The sequence below is a fragment of the Burkholderia sp. 22PA0106 genome, from assembly GCF_047497155.1.
In the GTDB taxonomy this organism is placed as follows: Bacteria; Pseudomonadota; Gammaproteobacteria; order Burkholderiales; family Burkholderiaceae; genus Burkholderia.
Genome location: NZ_CP163162.1, coordinates 789,685 through 808,268, shown reverse-complemented (window position 1 = coordinate 808,268; position 18,584 = coordinate 789,685). Strand labels below are relative to the sequence as shown.

Here is an 18,584-nt window from a genome sequence, read left to right as displayed (position 1 = left end):
CGGCCCGACACTCAGCCGGCGGCGCTCGTCAGGGCTGCGAACTTCTCGAGATCGACGTTGCCGCCGCTGACGATCACGCCCACCCGCTTGCCGGCGAGGCGCTCCTTCATCTGCCGCACGGCCGCGAAGCCGAGGCAGCCGGTGGGTTCGACCAGCATCTTCATGCGCGACGCGAAGAAGCGCATGCAATCGACCAGTTCCGCGTCGCTGGCGGTCAGGATGCCGGTGACGTCGCGGCGCAGGATCTCGAACGTCAGTTGTCCGAGATATTGGGTTTGCGCGCCGTCGGCGATCGTCTTCGGCGTGTCGATGCGCACGATGCTGCCGGCCGCGAGCGACTGCTGGGCGTCATTGCCCGCTTCCGGCTCGACGCCGTAGATCTCCGCGCCCGACGACAGCTCGCGCGTGGCCAGCGCCGTGCCCGACAGCAGCCCGCCGCCGCCGAGCGGCGCGAACACCGCGTCGAGCGGGCCGGTTTCGGCGATCAGCTCGGCCGCCGCAGTGCCCTGCCCGGCGATCACGTCGGCGTGATCGTACGGCGGAATCAGCGTCAGCCCGTCCTTCTCGGCCAGGTCGCGGCCGATCTGCTCGCGATCGTCGCGGTAACGGTCGTAAGTCACCACGCGGCCGCCATAGCCGCGCGTGGCCGCCACCTTCGCCTCGGGCGCGTCTTGCGGCATGACGATGGTGGCCGGCATGCCGAGCAGCCGGGCCGACAGCGCGATCGCCTGCGCATGGTTACCCGACGAGAACGCCACCACGCCGGCCTTGCGCTGCGCGTCACTGAACTTCGACAACGCATTGAACGCGCCGCGGAACTTGAACGCGCCCATGCGCTGGAAGTTCTCGCACTTGAAGAACACCTGCGCGCCGAGCGCTTCGTCCACCGTGCGCGAGGTCAGCACGGGCGTGCGGTGGGCGAAACCCTCGATGCGGGCGGCGGCGGCGGCGACATCGGCGTAGGTGGGGAGATTCGGCTGGCTCATCGATGGCTCACTGGAAATGGAGGCAAGGAACGGGGACGGAGAATCGGAACGAAGAATCGGTCTTGACTGAATTCGAGACATTGTGTCCAATTCAATACATTCTGTCAATTTGACTCGACCGGCGCGCGCCGCCTCGCGGCGCAGCCCTTTTACCAGGTTCCGTCACGATGCCACTCGATACGCTCCCTACTCCGTCGGCCCTGATCGACGTTCCGCGCATGACGCGCAACATCGCGCGGATGCAGCAACGCCTCGACGCGCTCGGCGTGCGGTTCCGCCCGCACGTGAAGACCACCAAGTGCGAGCCGGTGGTGCGCGCGCAGCTTGCGGCCGGCGCACGCGGCATCACCGTGTCCACGCTGAAGGAAGCCGAGCAGTTCTTCGCGCAGGGCATCGGCGACATCGTCTACGCGGTCGGCATGGCCGCCACCAAGCTGCCGCAGGCGCTCGCGCTGCGCCGGCGCGGCTGCGACCTCAAGCTGGTGGCGGACAGCCTCGCGTCGGCCACCGCGATCGCCGCGTTCGGCCGCGAGCACGGCACGGCGTTCGAGGTGTGGATCGAGATCGACGTGGACGGCCACCGCTCCGGCCTCAAGCCCGACGACGCGGCGCTGGTCGAGGTCGGACGTGCGCTGATGGCGGGCGGCGCGACGCTCGGCGGCGTGATCGCCCACGCCGGATCGAGCTACGACTATCACACGCAGGCCGACCTGGTGCGGATCGCCGAGCAGGAGCGCGCGGGCGCGGTGCAGGCCGCCGAACGGCTGCGCGCGGCGGGGCTGCCGTGCCCGGTGGTCAGCATCGGCTCGACGCCCACCGCGCTGTCGGCCGAGCGGCTCGACGGCGTGACCGAGGTGCGCGCGGGCGTGTACGTGCTGTTCGATCTGGTCATGCACAACGTGGGCGTGTGCCGCACCGACGAGATCGCGCTGAGCGTGCTGACCACCGTGATCGGGCATCAGGAAGACAAGGGCTGGGCGATCGTCGATGCGGGCTGGATGGCGATGAGTCGCGATCGCGGCACGCAGCGCCAGACGCGGGATTTCGGCTACGGGCAGGTGTGCGACGAGAACGGGACGCCGCTTGAAGGTTATTTGCTCGGTAGTGCGAACCAGGAACATGGCATCATTTCGCGCAGTGGCGACGAACCTGATCGCGATATCGCGGCGCGTTTTCCGGTGGGTACGCGGTTACGGATCTTGCCGAACCATGCCTGCGCGACCGGGGCGCAGCATCCGGAATACCAGGCGATTGGAGAGGATGGGCCGGTGGGGGTTTGGGCCCGGTTTTATGGATGGTAGGACCCGACCTTCAAGGACGTAAGGCCGTAGACACATCGAATCCGTTCGCCACCTCATGACCTTAACGAAAAACCTGGCGCTCATTCTGGCATGCGTGTTTGCCTTTTCCCGGCACGGCCACGCGCAATGTGTCGACCTGGTCGCCAGTATTGACGACGAGCAGTTGATGCAGTCGCGGATTGCACTGATCGACCGCGCCACGCCTGCCGAGCCGATCCGCATCCTCGCCTACATCTTCGAAATCGATCAGACCGGCGGCCTGCTGATGCGCCATCTGGTCGAGGCCGCTCGCCGGGGCGTGCCGGTCAAGCTGCTGATCGACGGCATCGGCCCCGAGCCCCACTTCCCGTTCGAAGACGAGTTCATCGTCGCCCTGCACGACGTGGCGCCCGGCATCGACCTCAGAATCTTCCATCCACGATCGGATCTTGCCGAGCTTCCGCATCGCATGCACGACAAGCTGTTCCTGGTGGGCGACACGGCCGTGATCGGCAGTACCTCGATCTGGGATTCGAGCTTCCGCAACTGGCTCAGCGAGCGCGATCTGATGGTGTCGGGCGACGCCGGACAGGATGCGTCCTCGCTGCACGCCATGAACCAGCATTTCGCGTTGTTCTGGAATAGCCCGCAAGTGGCTCGCCCCGAGCCGGAAAAATTCCTCGAAGTCGACAGCCCTTATCGCGACTCGCGGGGTTATCTGACGCTCGACCCGGCACGCATCCGATATTGGCGCGAATGGCTGCTGGCGCCGCTCGACGCTGCGGCCGGAGCGACCGCTGCCGATGTACCTGCTGCCTTCGATACGCCCGACGATGCCGGGGTGTCGGTCGATCCCGCCTGGACGCCGATCGCCTGCGATCGCCTGCGCTATGTTCACGACTGGCCCGACAAGCGCTCACCCGGCACCTTGCAGGACATGTTGCAGGCGTTCGATACGGCGCGGCACGAGATCCTGATCATCAACCCCTACCTGATCCTGGTGCCGGAACTGCGCGAGGCGCTTGAACGCAAGCAGCGCGAAGGTGTTCGCGTGATCCTGGTGAGCGCCTCGCTGGCGAGCGTCACGCAGGAATTCCCCGCGGTCGGGAGCGCCTATGCCGACGATCTGCCCGGCCTGGTGAATGCAGGGATCGAGGTGCGCGAATATTCCGACCGAAAGAACCGCATGATGCACGCCAAGCTGATCCGCATCGACGGCCATCGGTATTATCTCGGCAGTTTCAATTTCGATTCGCTGTCGGCCCGCTTGAATACCGAAAACGGTCTTTGGATCGACGTTCCGAAGGATGGGATCGATCCCTTGCAAGACAGCGTGGCGTATTTTCTGAGCAACTCGAGTTCGGTGAGCGACGCCAATGGCCATCTTCTGGCGAATCCCGAGGCGCGCTGCCAGGCCGCTGGTTGCGGGGGCGCGTGGCGGTGGGTGGCGGTTTTGATCAGGGGGTTGCTGTGAGCGCGAGCGTGGCTTGGCGTGGAGTTATGCGGCGAGTTCGGCACGCGCGGTGGTCGGCCAGTTGTCGACGTTCGACATCGTGCGGGAAACCGTCGACAATCCGGTGCACGAAGGTATTCTCGTGGCCCGGGTCAGGTACCGAACCGTCACATCACATTGCCGGAACAACATGTCGTGTTCTTGTGGGGAATCTAATGTTGCGATTTGTTTTAGTCCGTGGCGTCTTGACGTGGGGTATTAGCACGGCGCTGATTTTCACTGCGATACAGGTATTCCAGGACCACCAGGTCGGAGCAATGGAAGTCGCCAGGAATATCGGCATTTTCATGGTCGGCGGCGTTGCTTGGGGTCTCTCCACGTGGTGGTGTGGTGGGCGAGAAAAGGGAAAATCGCGACGCGAAAAATGAGTCGAAGCCTTTAAGGGCATTCCAAGCCCATGCGTCGGGCAATACGCGGCCAGGAAGGAAATTCGAGGCGATAGTCAATTCGTTACGGCCAGGCCGAACGGATCGACAGCCCACATTTCGCCTGCGCAGAGATAAGGCCGTGACTGCACGAGCCACGCTTCCAGCGGCATCAGACTGATGCCCGGTGAGACTGCACCGCAGTACGACTCGGAAACAAACGGCGCACCATCCTCAGGGCGGCACACCACCTGGACAATGTGGGTGATTCCGCGAAGACGAGGATGGTTGTTCGCCCACGACGGCGCTCCCATTTTCAGACCAAGGGTGGCGTAGCGCGGGAGACTGCGTACGGTAATTTCGCCGCCTTCAAGAACAAAGCCCGTTCGGGTCTCGATTTCCTGAATGATTCGATCCGACCACACCTGCAAGGCTTCGAGGTCGCCGGAACCAAACACCACGCGGCCCGCGGCTTCGTTCTCTGCCTGCATTGCCCTGGTGAGGAGCAATCTGACCCATCCCGAGCAGTCGATGACGGGCGGGTCGGCCGACAGGCCTTCCGACTTCGCGCCACGCTGGTAACCAACCCGGCCTGTATAGGCTTGCACGAGCGCCCACATCGTTTTCTCTGCTGTCTCGAATTGCATGGTCCCTCCTGAGTGACTGCGGCCCGCATCGGTTAGGCTTAATTCGCAACGCGCCAACCCAGTGGTCGCGCTCGCAGCATGCCCCTATTGTGCGGAACAAAAGCCTGTCCAGCGTGCCACGGCAACGCCACGGTGTGACCCGGACAATCAGTCAACCCGGTACCAGCGACCCGATTCCGGACACACAGCGGCGGGGGCGCCGTTCGACCAGACTTGCTCCTCATCCAGGTTCAGCGAGGTCGAAGGGGTGGTGTCGAAGACGACCTTCAATGCTTGCCCAACCTGGGCGTCTTCGATGGGAAGCTCCCAAGTCAGGAATATCTGGATGCAATCGCGGTCCGGCGCGAAGTCGGCCACGTTAAAGCCGCTACTGCCGCGCTGAATCACGCCATGAGGCTGGCCGGTATCGAATATCACGGCGGTCCCCCGGGTCAGCGGAATGCGATGGCCCGTAGCGGGGAAATGCAAGTCCAGCCCTCGGTCTTCGCTCAGGAAGAGATTGCAGAAGGCCGCGCCGCCGTATTGCGCACCGTCATGGTGGTACCTCGCGCCACGACAGGCCATCAGGGCGACGTCACTGGAGGCAAGCACGTTGGGCAGCCCCAGTGCGCCCGTCCAGTCGGACATGGCCTGCACGCAGCGCTTGTAGTCCGGCCAGCGCGCCTGCGTTCGCGCCAACGGCATGGCCTCGACGTCCCCGGGCTCCAGGACGAGCCGCGACGATGTCTCTCTTTCCCAGTCTGCAAGCACGCGTGCGGAGGGAACCGGCACGTCGACCGTGGCTGATAGGACGATGTCGCTTACGCGGCGACTGCGGATGGTGTCGCCGCTCCAGAAATAGGAGGTCAGCATGTGTCGAATTCGATGCTGTGGAAGGGGGATGGGGCGATTGTAGCGAGCTACGGAGCGAATGGGGCTTGAATCGAATCCGGAACATTCCAACCGCGTCGCCGAATTGCTGATCGACTGGAAAGCCGAGGTTCGAAAAATTTTTGCGCGGCCGAAGTGAGCTTCCGGACCAGTGCCGACTTGCTGCGCCAACGAGCACCAGTGTCATAAAATGTGGCGATCGACAGCCGTTGGACCATGCACGAACAGCACATCCAACCGACAAACCGCATTTATTTTTAATGTCTGTTTACTGTTGCCGAACGCACTCTTGAAAAGCGATCCCATATGCAGCGGTTTCGGAAGTACATACTTACCCTGCTGTCCCTTAGCTTTATCGGCAGCCTTGCAGTAGGGCTTGCCTTGCAGCCGCTTGTCTCTGCTACCTTCGCAACGAGAGAGCCCGATCCGCGTATCAATCTGTTCTTGGTTGCCGTAATCGGCGTCATCGGCCTGATCGTCCTGGCAACATTTCTATGGCTCGCGTTCTGGCGTTCGCCATCATCTTCGTCGGCGAAGCAGCCATCAGCGACGCAAGGCACCGTCGGACTGCCTGCCCTGCCATCACAAATTGTCGCTTTGATCTTGACGTTCGGCACGCTCAACTGCCTGGCCTTCTGGCTATTGGCCACGGGTGTTGAAACGCTGGTGGTCAGGTTATCGGCTAAAACAGACATGTATTACGAAGCGACCGTTGAATCGACATATCGGAAGGGATGTACCAATGCGGTCCAGTGGCTCGACCCGGTCGTTAGCCGCAATGTGACGGTTTGCTTGACCTCCCCCCTCTTTCCAAAGCACGGCGGCCCGATCAGTCGATTATCCATTGTGCATTCCCTGCGCGGCCCGCTCGGCATGCGCGTTCTGACGGTTCATGCCGTCGATTCCGAGCCTGGCCGGATCGATCTTTCTTTGATGCATACGAATCTGGTGGGCACGCACTGAACCGGTTCGATTGCGGATCGCCTGTTTCGAGGCCAAGACTGCCATAGAGCGGAAACCGTGTAATGAATCGAAATACCTGATCCGTCAACGACTTCGCTCATCAACCGTTGAGCAGTGACCTGAAGGTGATTGCCCTTTGATAAAAAGGAGTTGGTCATGCTGCACAGTGTCAAAAAAGTTAGAAAAGTCGCCGTCGGTGGTGTGCTGATTCTGGCCTGTTCCGCTGCGCAGCCGAACCCCGTGTTCTCCGACACGGGATATGCGGCCGATGCGTACGGCGCTGCGGATAATTATCCATTGCCCGTGCCCGGCCACGCGCGAACGCAGCAGCAGTTCGTCGGATACTACAGTCACTATGACAAGGTTCGTCCGGCCGATCCAATTGCCAGGGCCGGCATTCCGTCGGTGCTGGAGACATCCGGGCGCGAACTGACACTGAACTACCCGTACGGCGGGCAGCAGCGCAATCTCAACGATTATCTCGATCGCAATCCGGTGACCGGCCTGTTGATTGCGCGCGACGACACTATTCTTTACGAGCACTATCGCTACGCCAGAAAGGATTCGGACCGGTTCATGTCGCAATCGATGGCGAAGACGATCGTCGGCATGCTGATCGGCATTGCGATATCCGAAGGCGCGATCCGCTCGATCGACGATCTCGCGGATGTCTATGTGCCGGAGCTGGCAGACAATCCGTATGGACAGACTTCGATTCGTGATCTGCTGCACATGTCTTCCGGCGTCCATTTCTTCGAAGACAGCAACTCCGGCGACGATCGGGACAAGTTGGGCCGCGATCTTTTCGATCCGCACGGGTTGGGCGCCATCGATGCCGTCAAGCACTTCGACAAGCGTGAACGCGCGGCAGGTACGCATTTCAGCTACGCGAGCATCGAAACGGAGGTGCTCGGACTCGTGTTGAGCCACGCGACACATATGTCTGTCGCGCAATACGCAAGCGAGCGCGTCTGGAAAAAGATGGGCATGGAATCGGATGCCTCGTGGGGTCGCGACGCGACGGGGCAGAACATTACCTATTGCTGCGTGAGCGCCACGTTGCGCGACTGGGCGAGGTTCGGAATGATGCTCGCCCATGACGGCCAGTGGAACGGCCAGCAGATCGTCCCGCGAGACTGGCTGCTGCAGGCGACGAGCGTTGCTTCCAGCGATAGCTTTCTGGCTCCGGGCAAGGCCAACCCGATTTTCGGTTACGGCTATCAGGTCTGGATATTGCCGGGCGAGCGTCGCATGTTTGCGCTGCAGGGTATGGACGGTCAGAGGATCATCATCGACCCGCGCTCGAAGCTCGTACTCGTGCAGACGGCTGTATGGACCAGCGACCACGATCCGGGTATGCGAGAAATTTATGCCTTGTGGTATGCGCTCGTCGCACAGCAGGGGTGACGGTAGCCCCGCCAAAAAGTGACGGCCGTTCTCGGGAAATTCGACCGGCCGCTTCGGGTCGGCTACGGCCGGTCGCGCCGGGCTGCTTCCGGCTGCGGATTCAACCCGTCGATGCAACATACTTGGAGCTGCGAGGCGGCAAGGAGTGTTGTCATGAAACAGAGACGGCGGATCTACTATACAGATAGCCAGAAGGCGTTAATGTGGGAGCGCTGGCGAAAGGGCGAGTCGCTGCAGAAGATCGCTCAGTTGTTTGATCGGAACCATTCTTCGGTGCAAGGGATTTTGGCCGAAACGGGCGGCATACAACCGAAGCCGCGGCACCGTTCGAGGTTGGCACTGACCCTCGCCGAGAGAGAAGAGATTTCGCGCGCTGTAGTTGCCGGCGAGTCGATGCGCACAATTGCGAATCGACTTGGACGTGCGCCGTCCACCATTAGTCGTGAATTCGGGCGCAACGGAGGCATGCAAGGCTATCGGGCGAGCAATGCTGATGAACTTGCTTGGGAGCGAGCTCATCGCCCCCAAGTCTGCAAGCTAGTCAAAAATAAGGAGCTCGCGCGGGTCGTGGCAGGCAAGCTCCGGCTGCAATGGTCGCCCGAACAAATTGCCGGTTGGCTTAAGCATGTATACGCGGTCAACAGAGACTACCAGGTGTCGCACGAAACCATATACCGCAGTCTCTACATACAAGCTCGCGGTGCGCTCAAGAAGGAGTTGCTCGAACATTTACGACGCTCGCGAGCCATGCGCCGTTCACGTCATCACACAATGAAGACCGATGATCACGGCAAAATCTGCGACACCGTCCCGATTAGCGAGCGCCCCGCGACAGCAGAGGATCGTGCGATACCGGGGCATTGGGAAGGAGATCTGCTATTCGGAAACGCGAACAGCCAAATTGCCACGCTTGTCGAGCGTCAAAGCCGCTTCGTGATGCTGGTGAAGGTTGCCAGTAAGGACACGAAAGCGGTCATCGATGCACTGATTCGGCACGCCGACAAGCTTCCTCTGGAGCTATACAAATCGCTGACCTGGGATCGAGGCAAAGAGATGGCCGATCACAAGCGCTTCACCGTGGCCACTGACGTGAAGGTCTATTTTTGTGATCCGCAAAGCCCTTGGCAACGTGGTTCGAACGAAAACACAAATGGCCTCCTGAGGCAGTATCTTCCCAAAGGAATTGATCTCTCGGACTATTCCCAGGCCACGCTCAACGCGATAGCAAGGCGGCTCAACGAGCGTCCGAGAAAGACGCTAGACTTTGATACACCGGCTGAGCGTTTTTATCAATTCGTTGCGTCGACGGGTTGAATCCGCAGCCAGGAGCGGACAGTCGACCTGACCACAGAGATCGCCGACAATTGCAGTGCCGGTTCGTTGGTGCTCGGACACGGACACAACGACTGGCCCCTGAAGCGAATCAGTCTGATTGAAATCTTGGGCACAGAAGCCAGAGAACACGACAAATGATCGAAACTGTCAAATTACCGCCCGACCGTCAACGTCCTTTCCTCACATCTCTTGACACCCAAACGCTCAACATCGCAGCACAAGCGATGCAGGGAGCGTTCGATGAATTACTGTCAGAAGACCCAACGCTCTCCGGAATCTTAGAGAAAATCTGTTCAGCCAATGCGAAAATGGTAGTGTTCGGTGGATGGGCGCGCGACAGACTGCTCGAGGTTTTACAGAAACGGAAGATCCCATCTCGCGACATTGACTTCGTAGTGGACAGCATCTGTCCCATTGCTAATTTCTTCCCAGAAGGCGCTCGCGAAAATCCATTTGGGGGCGTCGGGTTCACTGGCAACACGATTCCCCTCGAAGCTTGGAATCTTCAGAACACTTTCCTATTTAAACGACGCAAGCTGCAAGCTTCCTTCGCAGCGTTACCGTCGACGGCAGACTACGACGTTAACGCGCTCGTCTTCTTTCCATCGCAATGCCACGGGAAACCTTCTTTGCTCGACGCGGGGGCCGGAAGCGCTTTAAATTCCGGCCAGCTCGACTTCATGGCAGATGAGGTTGCTCAGCCAAAGATCCAAGCGGCGCGCGCTGTTATTCTTGCGACGAAGCTTGAACTCAAGCCTTCTGAGGTGGTGTGCGACTTCGTGCAGGACGTGTGTGAGGAAGGCACGACGGCCAAAGACGTCCAAAAAGCGGTCGACACCTACTGCCCCACTGAACTCAGGCCACAGGCGCAGCAACTGCTCTCGCAGATCCGGCAAGGGAATCGAGGTGGGAGGCCAAAGACCGAGTTCTTTTTCCATTGCTGGGGGGTATTCGAAGGCGGCGGCGTCAGGGCAGCGGCCCATGCAGGTGCGTATGCGGCAGCGAAGAGAGCCGGAGTAACGTTTGGGCGGGTGGCTGGGACGTCCGGTGGTTCCATCGTCGCGGCGCTCGTTGCTGCCGGCGCGACCCCCGCATATCTCAGGCATCACCTTCAGGAATTGGACTTCTTACCGCTACTTGATAAGCCCTCGAAAAAAAACAGCTTCTTCGAAAAGAAGCTGCCGGCTTGGGCGCGTCTGCTGCGTCCGCTGAGTTGGGGACGGTTACGAATGGCGGCGGATATTGCCACCTACGGCGGACTGCACGATTCCGAGCGTTTGGGTGATTGGATTGAGCAGCGGCTGGCCGAACTAGTGCGATCGGAGGATTCTACGAACAAAAGGCCTGTCCTCTTCTCAGAACTGCCGATTCCGCTATACGTCGTCGCCACCGATTTTTCTAACGGCCAGCCCAAGGTCTGGTCCCACGCCACGACGAGCGAAGAGAGTGTGACACTTGCTGTCCGGCACTCCTGCACCATCCCGTTCTTCTTCCAGCCAGCCCGGGCGGGATCATCCATCTTCCTTGACGGAGGTGCGGTATCCAACCTTCCAGCATATGTCTTGAACAAGCAAAGCGGAACTGCTAGCGAGCGGGATGTCCTCTCACGCATTCTCGCATTTCGGTTGGTGGAAGACGACACGGGAGGCAAGCCGGTGCGCGATCTCCTTGATTTCGGCCAACGGCTAAGTGCAGCCGTCATCGACAGCGCATCGGAAATCCAACTGCAGTTGCAGCCAAACGTTTATCCTGTCCCAATCAAGACGGGAACCATTCGGTCGACAGATTTTGACCTCATTAACGCTGACAGCAAGCGCCTTCTCTATAGCCGAGGCGTGAAAGGCTTGAGAGAGTTTATCGAGAAGGAAAGATTGACCGCGCTGCGTGGCGATGCGACCGCACAAGAATTCCAAGGCTTCGACGAAAAGATGTTGCTGCTCGTGCGTCAGATGCGCTCATGCAAGGGAACCTTCTTGGCGATGGGCCGCGATACTTACTGGCTCGATCACGTGTTCCCCAGCTTGCTCCTCCTCGCGCGTCGCAAAGTGGCTGTAACGGCTGTTGTGCCGCTCATCAGTCAACTACAGGACAATATTCGCCAACAGGAAACCCGCCGGCGACAGTTGCTAAGGTTACTTGGCGCCACCGTCACAGAAACGCCTGAGTGCCTGCCTTTCACGGGATTCGCGTTCGATCTAGAAACAGATAGAGCGAGCACGATTTTGACATACCTGCCGGAAGATGCACGAACGAACTCGCGGTACGAGGATGAGAAGGTACGTCTATATACTGCTGACAGTGACCCAGTTGTCCTCGACATGTTGGCGGGTCAGGCCAGCGCTCACACTAAGGCAGCTGTTTCATCGTCGCTGAATCTCGAGTATGAAGTGTGCGCCGAACGCAAGCTAATTGATCGCCTCCGTCGGGTTCCCGCATACGAACAGGCATCGATTCGAATGCAGAGCGTCCAAGTAACGCGTGACATCGTCGTCATGCAGAAGCGAATTAAGGAGTTCAAAGCGCTGCAGATCCGTTCCTTCATGTCGGATTTAGCGGACCGCGGGCGCAACTTTTTCGGCTTGATGCAAGTGCAACTCGCTGACGCTAATAGTTCCATCGTCACGCCACCAGTTCTGGAAAGGCACTCGGGTACCCTCGTCTTGATTGAGGGTAACACGCGTCTGCACCATTGCTTCACGAACGGAATCGACGAGGTAGAGGCCGTTGTGATCGAGGGCGTGACCGATTCGCTACCCAGCGACGGTCGTTTCTCGCTCGGTAACCTCCGGCTGGTTTCGTCCACCATCTCAATTCCCAACAACTACCAGAACTACAAGGCATCCGAGTATCGGCACATCGAGCGCGCTGTGCATGAAAGCTATGATTGATTCGTTTTGGATACGAATTTCCAACTATTTGCATATCACGAATTCATGGACGTAACTGGCGTCTGTACGGGGCATCAGGTAAGGCGGAGGTTTGGCTTTTACCGGCCGAGACATACCCGTACACGCTTTAGATCGTATCGATCTCGTTGGAGTGGCCAAGGTTCAAGAGTAGTAGGTGTTTTAGGCATCATGTAACTACTGAACCCGCTGCTTAAGTTCGAAGCAGCCGACTGGCTGCTTTGGAGCACATCGAGAGACTGCTTCGGATCGGCAATGGTCGATCGCATCGGGCGGCAATCGGCCAAGAAGCGTCTTTCGTCGGAGCCGTAAGCAGACATTCGAATGCCTGCTTTACCGAGTGAAAGGCATAACTTATGTCAATTGCCGAACGCGTTTGCCTTCTAGTGCCGTTATAGACTGCAACGGAGCATTTCCTAAGACATGGGCCAAAAATTCGGGAAGTGCGACAGGACCAACGCAGGTTTGGATCTGTGGCGCAACGATAAACAACACACCTTCTCGATAGCTGTCGAACTGTGCCGCCGACCAAAGCCCCGGCTCGTCCGATATGACGACGGAAAGGCTGTTTCCGTCGGGAAGTGTAAGGATGAGCGCAAAGACGTCCGCGATCGCCCACAACAAAACGGAATATGTACCCGGAACACTTATATGTGATTTAACCGTCCGCAGACTATCCGAAAACAGTGGTACGCCACGGATGAGATTACCTCTTGCTGAGCGGTCTTTTTCCCAGAGCGCAAGTTGTATCCCGATGCCGTATTGCGTGTCCAGATAAGCCTCCCCGAACAGCTTATATCCTATGCCTCTCGCGAGTTTCGCGAGGAATCGTTCGTCAAATCCGATCGCATGCACGAACCGAATATTCAATTCTTTTCCGCTCTTTGCCCGTTGCGCTAGGGTGGAATGTTCATCTACCAAGTTGTCCGGAAGAGGCGAGACGAAATCCGTGGGCTCACCGTCGCCTTGGATTTCGAAATTACCTGCGTATCTATTTGCCTTCTTAAATTGTCGCGCAAAAGATCGGATCGTGAGGCCGCATTTCTCGGAATCCGCCACTGTGAGAAACAAGTATGCGCGCCCCGGATCTGATCTACGATTGATCGGGTTTCCACCCGCATAGCTGTCGTAACGAGGATCATCTACCTCATGCACGTGATACAGATGCTCACCGAATGGCCCGAGCCAAATTTCGCATATCTCGTTCACCCCGAACTTAAAACTATGGTCGATACCCATGTATGCGAACGGCATCGATGATTCAGCATCCTTCAAATCAACAAAGTCTCGATAAGCGACAGTTTCGGCATTTTTTCCGAACCAACTCTTCATCACTGGGCCGTCGACGAACAGCCCCATTATCGAGTTGCACCGCCGGCATACATCCCGGGTCTTGAACAGATCCGGCAGACATTCCCGCCCATAGCATCCGGAAAGATATGCTCCAGCGAGAATTCGTCGCTGCGCTTGCACTCGTTACAGTAGATGCAGCGCTTATTGTCGGTTGTTTGCGTTTCGGTCATTGTCGACTATTGTGAATTAGTTCCTAACACCGTCCGGCTCTCATAATTTGCCGTTCCATACGATAACAGACGAGCGACCGAAAAGGGTCGCGAACTGCCCGCCGCGCGAGTAGCTAACGTCGGACAACGAAGAGGCCAATAAGGCCAGATGCGCCGACCGTGAACGCATTGAATTCGCAATGTCCGCATTGAACATTGCGCCAGAAAAAGAAAGCGCCGCGCTTGGGTTCCCGCCTTCAAGCCTGTTTTCCGCCACGGCGGTGTCAAAGTCGATTCAAGCGCACGACGGGCATAGCCCTCTTGCCCGATCGTGGCCGATCGCTCGCGCGTCGGCCTCACCAAGAAGCATGACATCGACCCAAGCCCCCGCGTCCAGTGCACCCATGCCGCAGCCCCCTCACCAAGGCCAAGCCACCCGCGTCCCCACCCCCGCCGCCCTCGCCCGCTCCACCAGCATCCGCGCCACGGTCAAATCCTGCAGCGCCAGCCCGGTCATGTCGAACACGGTGATGTCCTCGCGCGCCCGCACGAACGACGCCGGCGCGGCCAGCAGTTCGCCGAGTTCAACGCAATCCTGCTCCGCCGCCCACTGCGCCTCGCCGATCCGGCGCGCCTGCTCGCGGTCGTCCACCACGAGCCGCGCCCGCGCCAGCAAACCGTCCGGCAACTCGCGTTTGCCTTGCGTATCGGCGCCCACCGCATTGATATGCGTGCCCGGCTGCACGGCGCTCGCGTCGAACAGCACGCGGCCGCCCGGCGTGGCGGTGATGACGATGTCGGCATCGGCCACGGCCGCATCGGCATCAGTGGCGGCCGAAATCGTGCAACGCTCGCGAAACAGCGCCTCGAACGCTTCGTTCGCTTCGCCGCGCGAACCGACATAGCGCACCGTCGTGATCGACGGCAGCATCCGCAACGCGAAGTTCAACTGAATCCGCGCCTGCACGCCGGTCCCGAATACACAGACGCTCCCGCTGTCGCCCCGCGCCAACGCGCGCAGGCCGAGGCCGCCGGCCGCGCCGGTGCGCAGCGTGGTGATCGCGTTGCCGTCGATCACGCAGCGCGGCCGGCCGGTGGCGGGGTCGATCAGCATCACGGTGGCCTGATGCGGCTCGCCGCCCAATTCGCGGTTGGCCGGCCAGAAGCCGGCCGCCTTGAAGCCGAGCAGCGCCTCGCCGGCCACGTCGCCGGCCTTGATGCCGAACACGCCGCCAGTGGCCAGCGGCTCGCGAATCACCGGAAACACGCGGCCCGCGCCGCGCCGGTGCAGATCGAACGCGTCCGCGACAGCATGGAGCACGTCGTCGGGTTGCAGCAGGCTTTCCACCACGTGCGTGTCCAGCAACAGCAGTTCGGCATCGGTTCTCATCGGCGTGGCACTCCTTCGGGTTCGGTATGGCGGTGGATCGACCGAATGGCCAACCCATCACCGCATCGCATTGTACATTTTTTCCAGTTATCTACATTTCATCCAATAACCGGACGCGAAGCGACTTCGCGCGAACTTCGCATTGCGCGACATCACTTCGCATTGCCAGTTTTGGCCAGTTCGATGCAGGAAATAACGGGTTTCAGGCCGTTTTCGTGCGAAAAACGGCTCAGGCGTCGAGCGGCGTGAGCAGCGGCTGCCCGGCGAAATGGCGCGCGGCGTTGTCGAGGAACAGGTCGATGGTGCGGTCGCGCGCCTCGGGCGAGGTGCCGGCCACGTGCGGCGTCAGCACCACGGTGTCCAGGTCGATCAACTCGGCCGGCGGCGCGGGTTCGCTCTCGTAGACGTCGAGCCCCGCGCCGGCCAGGCGCCCTTCGCGCAGCGCAGCGGCCAGCGCGGCGGTATCCACGGTGCTGCCGCGCGACACATTGACGAGGAAGCCGCGCGGGCCGAGCGCATCGAGAATGGCGGCGTCGATCAGATGGCGCGTCTGTGCGCCGCCCGGCGTGGCCACCATCAGGTAATCGGCCCAGCTCGCCAGATCGGCCAGCGCATCGAAATAGCGCAGCGCGGCGGCGCCCTCGCGCGGGCGGCGGTTGTGATAACCGACTTCCAGGTCGAAACCGGCGGCACGCCGCGCGACCTTCTCGCCGATCCGCCCCAACCCGACGATGCCGAGCCGCTTGCCCGAAAAGTTCGGCTCCATCGGCAACGCGTCGCGCCACACGCCGGCCCGGCACGCCGCATCGAGCCGCACCACGCCGCGCACGGCGGCCAGCAGCAGCGCGAACGCATGGTCGGCCACGCAATCGTCGTTGGCGCCCACGCCGTGCGCCAGCGCGATGCCGCGCGCGCGGGCCGCCGCCACCGGCAGGTTCTCGTAGCCGACGCCGAGCGCATGCAGGAAACCGAGCTTCGGCAGGCGCGCCAGGTCCGCTTCGGACAAGCCGGTGGTGCCGTTGGTCAGCACCAGTTGCACATCGGCCCCATGCGCGGCGATCGCCTGCTCGCGGGTAGCGGCATCGGGCGCGTAGATCAGTTCGTAGGCATCGGCGAGGCGCGCGAGGGCATCGTCTTGCGCGGCGATCAGGACCAGCAGGCTGAGTTTCATGTCGGGTATCGGGGTGGGATCGGAAGATACCGGCCAGTGTAGCAAGCGGCAATCGGCCGCGGCTGACGTCAAACTGGCAAGCGCCGGGCCACACCGTCAGGTCAGATCAGCAGATCCTCGTAGAACGCACCGAACGGCCGGCTCGGATGCGCGATCTGGATTTCCAGCACCCACAGTCCGCTGGCCGGCACGCCTTCGTAATCGCCGAGATTGCCGGCCTTGTAGATCGCGTGCGGAAAATCGCTGACGCGATGCCCCTTGATGTCGACGTTGAGCCGCCAGCCGTGCGCCTCGGCACGCTCGGCCGCGTGGCGGTACAGCGCCGCGCCACCCGCGCCGGTGGCGCGCCAGTGCGCTTCCACTTCGTCGAATACCGTCTTCGCGGCCCGCGCGCAGGCCTGCTGCTCGGCGTCGCCGCCGACCACGAACGTCGCACCGGCGTCGCCCTCGTGACCCTGCCAAACCACGCCGAGATCGACGAAGAAGATGTCGTGCTCGCCGAGCACCGGGTCGCCCTCGGACTGCTGCTTGAAGGTTTTCAGCGTGTTCGCGCCGAACCGGATCAGCACGGGATGCCAGAGCCGATCCATGCCCATTTCGCCGAGCAGCGCCTTGCAGCGCGCGTTCGCCTCCGATTCGCGCATTCCCACGTGGATCTCGTCGGCCATCGTCTCCACCGCGCGCCACGTCATCGCGCGCGCATGCCGCATCGCGTCCATCGAAAAGCGCTCGCCCACCGCCTGCTTCGTGTCTTCCATCGATTGTTCACCCGTTCGTCGATTGCTGGCCGAGCCGGACTCCGGAAAACGGCTCCGGACCGTCAGCGTTATATTCTGTTGTATATTACGTGACATCTCGCAACCCGATCGACAGGATCGTGCCGCTGCGCGGCGGCCCTCGTGGCCGGGCGCGGCTTGCGGCACGACAAGCGCATGAGCATCTCTACACACTGGACGGACGAGGACATCCGGCACGGCGAACTGTCGTCGCGCATCGTGGCGGTTCGGCGGCGCGACGACGCGCAACGGGCGGCCCTGATCGTCGACGTGGTGGACGCGTTCGCGCGGCTGCGCGGCAGCCTGCTGCGCTTCGTCGCGCTGTTCGCCGAGGGCACGGCCGCGCCGGCCCACGCGGGCCACGACGCGCGGCGCTTCGACATGCTGCTGGCGGCGCTCGCCGTCAGCGCCAAGCGCGCGCGGTTTCGCCGTCTGACCGACTTGCAGCACCTGATCGAGCGCGTCGCGCGCGCCGAGACGTTCCGCGACGTGATCTTCGCGCCGCCCCCCGCGGCCGGCCCCGCCGCGCTGCGCGAGGCGGCGCTGTCGCTCGAACGGCTCGACGCCGAGCTGGTCGGCTTATGCGTCGAACATGTGCTTGAAAGCCGGACGCGCGACTCGCTTGCCGCCGCCCGCTCACCGAAAGAGGCCGACGATGGACACGCCGCCGCTTCGCCCCGCCGGCCGTCGCGCCGCCTCGCCATCGAGCGCGATGCTTGCGCCGAACCCGATGTCAGCGATGTCGGCATTGCCGGATCGCTCGCCTGAGATGGCCGCATCGCCGATGCCGCATGCCGCGACGGCCATCGATGCGCTCGCCTCGCACAGCACGCTCGCCGTCGATGCCACAGCCGCGCAGGCCGAACTCGCGCGGCTGCGGCGCGCGCTCGCCGAACGCGATGCAAACGCGGTCGTGCTGGCCGGCCGCGCTGCAGCCGCCGAACACCAGCGCGAGATCGAACAGGCGCGCGTGCAAATGCTGCGCGAGCAGCTCGACGACGCGCTGCACGCGTTGAACACGGCCAAGCGCGAGGCCGCCGTGCTCGAACAGGCGTTCGAGGCGGATGCGGGACAGGTGGATTTCGCGCGGCCGTCGTTGCGGGCAATGCGCGGGCGAAGGATCGTCTATGTCGGCGGGCGGTCCGGATCGAACGCGGCGATCGCTCGGCTCGTGGGCGCGGCCGGGGGCTCGGTCGCCGTGTACGACGGCGCGCAAGCAACGTCCGCCGTGTGGCAGCGGTTGGTGGGCGATGCCGACCTGGTGGTGCTGGCGGCCGATCGCGTCGATGCCGATGCGCAGGCCATGTTGAACGCGGCCTGCGAGGCGCAGGCGGTGCCGCTGTGCCGAATCCGCACGGCGCAACTGGCGCTGGTGGTGGATGCGATCGCCGCGCATGCGCGCGCGGCCGAGCGTGAAGCCGAACGCGCGACCGGGCAAGCGTTCGGCACGCGGCACGGCTGATCTGCGTTCAC

17 protein-coding genes are annotated in these 18,584 nt (G+C 61.6%); 8 read left to right on the top strand and 9 right to left on the bottom strand.

Features of this window, described 5'->3' with window-relative positions; genetic code table 11:
- Positions 1 to 11 precede the first annotated feature (11 nt).
- Positions 12 to 986 carry a threo-3-hydroxy-L-aspartate ammonia-lyase gene (locus tag AB4850_RS03500; RefSeq protein ID WP_414441220.1) on the bottom strand — a complete coding sequence of 325 codons (975 nt, stop codon included), beginning with the start codon at positions 984 to 986 and terminating at the stop codon, positions 12 to 14.
- Between the two features lie 167 nt (positions 987 to 1,153).
- Between AB4850_RS03500 and AB4850_RS03495 the strand changes: the two genes are divergently transcribed.
- A complete protein-coding gene (locus tag AB4850_RS03495) occupies positions 1,154 to 2,287 on the top strand; it encodes a DSD1 family PLP-dependent enzyme (RefSeq protein ID WP_414441219.1) in 1,134 nt (377 codons plus the stop codon).
- A 55-nt stretch (positions 2,288 to 2,342) separates the two neighbouring features.
- Entirely contained in the window at positions 2,343 to 3,740 is a 1,398-nt protein-coding gene (locus AB4850_RS03490) for a phospholipase D-like domain-containing protein (RefSeq protein WP_414441218.1), read from the top strand.
- Positions 3,741 to 3,949: 209 nt separating this feature from the next.
- Here AB4850_RS03490 and AB4850_RS03485 read toward each other — a convergent pair whose 3' ends face one another.
- The 3 genes from AB4850_RS03485 to AB4850_RS03475 all read right to left on the bottom strand — a co-directional run bounded on the left by AB4850_RS03485 (position 3,950) and on the right by AB4850_RS03475 (position 5,643).
- Positions 3,950 to 4,225 (bottom strand): hypothetical protein, encoded by a 276-nt coding sequence (locus tag AB4850_RS03485; RefSeq protein WP_414441217.1) that lies wholly within the window; start codon positions 4,223 to 4,225, stop codon positions 3,950 to 3,952.
- Positions 4,222 to 4,791, bottom strand: a complete 570-nt coding sequence (locus AB4850_RS03480; protein ID WP_414441216.1) for a hypothetical protein — start codon at positions 4,789 to 4,791, stop codon at positions 4,222 to 4,224. Before AB4850_RS03480 ends, AB4850_RS03485 begins: the two co-directional genes overlap by 4 nt.
- 147 nt (positions 4,792 to 4,938) lie before the next feature.
- Positions 4,939 to 5,643, bottom strand: a complete 705-nt coding sequence (locus AB4850_RS03475) for a hypothetical protein (protein WP_414441215.1) — start codon at positions 5,641 to 5,643, stop codon at positions 4,939 to 4,941.
- 324 nt (positions 5,644 to 5,967) lie between these two features.
- Between AB4850_RS03475 and AB4850_RS03470 the strand changes: the two genes are divergently transcribed.
- The 4 genes from AB4850_RS03470 to AB4850_RS03455 all read left to right on the top strand — a co-directional run bounded on the left by AB4850_RS03470 (position 5,968) and on the right by AB4850_RS03455 (position 12,254).
- A complete protein-coding gene (locus tag AB4850_RS03470; RefSeq protein WP_414441214.1) occupies positions 5,968 to 6,624 on the top strand; it encodes a hypothetical protein in 657 nt (218 codons plus the stop codon).
- A 156-nt stretch (positions 6,625 to 6,780) separates the two neighbouring features.
- Positions 6,781 to 8,031, top strand: coding sequence for a serine hydrolase domain-containing protein (locus tag AB4850_RS03465; protein WP_414441213.1), 1,251 nt, complete (start codon positions 6,781 to 6,783; stop codon positions 8,029 to 8,031).
- 153 nt (positions 8,032 to 8,184) lie between these two features.
- Positions 8,185 to 9,345 (top strand): IS30 family transposase, encoded by a 1,161-nt coding sequence (locus AB4850_RS03460; protein ID WP_414441212.1) that lies wholly within the window; start codon positions 8,185 to 8,187, stop codon positions 9,343 to 9,345.
- Between the two features lie 155 nt (positions 9,346 to 9,500).
- Positions 9,501 to 12,254 (top strand): patatin-like phospholipase family protein, encoded by a 2,754-nt coding sequence (locus AB4850_RS03455; RefSeq protein WP_414441211.1) that lies wholly within the window; start codon positions 9,501 to 9,503, stop codon positions 12,252 to 12,254.
- A gap of 372 nt (positions 12,255 to 12,626) precedes the next feature.
- Here the strand turns inward: AB4850_RS03455 and AB4850_RS03450 are convergent, their stop codons facing one another.
- The 5 genes from AB4850_RS03450 to AB4850_RS03430 all read right to left on the bottom strand — a co-directional run bounded on the left by AB4850_RS03450 (position 12,627) and on the right by AB4850_RS03430 (position 17,093).
- Positions 12,627 to 13,631, bottom strand: a complete 1,005-nt coding sequence (locus AB4850_RS03450) for a hypothetical protein (RefSeq protein WP_414441210.1) — start codon at positions 13,629 to 13,631, stop codon at positions 12,627 to 12,629.
- The gene (locus AB4850_RS03445) at positions 13,631 to 13,795 is read right to left on the bottom strand and encodes an HNH endonuclease (RefSeq protein ID WP_414441209.1); all 165 of its coding nucleotides are present in this window, start codon (positions 13,793 to 13,795) and stop codon (positions 13,631 to 13,633) included. The genes AB4850_RS03450 and AB4850_RS03445 overlap by 1 nt, the downstream gene beginning before the upstream one ends.
- Positions 13,796 to 14,192: 397 nt before the next feature.
- Positions 14,193 to 15,164: an ornithine cyclodeaminase family protein gene (locus AB4850_RS03440; protein ID WP_414441208.1), complete on the bottom strand. Its 972-nt coding sequence runs from the start codon at positions 15,162 to 15,164 to the stop codon at positions 14,193 to 14,195.
- Positions 15,165 to 15,393: 229 nt separating this feature from the next.
- On the bottom strand, positions 15,394 to 16,335 hold the full coding sequence (locus AB4850_RS03435) for a 2-hydroxyacid dehydrogenase (RefSeq protein ID WP_414441207.1): 942 nt from the start codon (positions 16,333 to 16,335) through the stop codon (positions 15,394 to 15,396).
- A gap of 101 nt (positions 16,336 to 16,436) precedes the next feature.
- A complete protein-coding gene (locus AB4850_RS03430) occupies positions 16,437 to 17,093 on the bottom strand; it encodes a M24 family metallopeptidase (protein ID WP_414441206.1) in 657 nt (218 codons plus the stop codon).
- A 174-nt stretch (positions 17,094 to 17,267) separates the two neighbouring features.
- On the opposite strand from AB4850_RS03430, the gene AB4850_RS03425 reads away from it, so the two are divergent.
- Positions 17,268 to 17,879, top strand: coding sequence for a hypothetical protein (locus tag AB4850_RS03425; protein WP_414441205.1), 612 nt, complete (start codon positions 17,268 to 17,270; stop codon positions 17,877 to 17,879).
- A 1-nt stretch (position 17,880) separates the two neighbouring features.
- The gene (locus AB4850_RS03420; RefSeq protein ID WP_414441204.1) at positions 17,881 to 18,573 is read left to right on the top strand and encodes a hypothetical protein; all 693 of its coding nucleotides are present in this window, start codon (positions 17,881 to 17,883) and stop codon (positions 18,571 to 18,573) included.
- Positions 18,574 to 18,584: the final 11 nt, after the last annotated feature.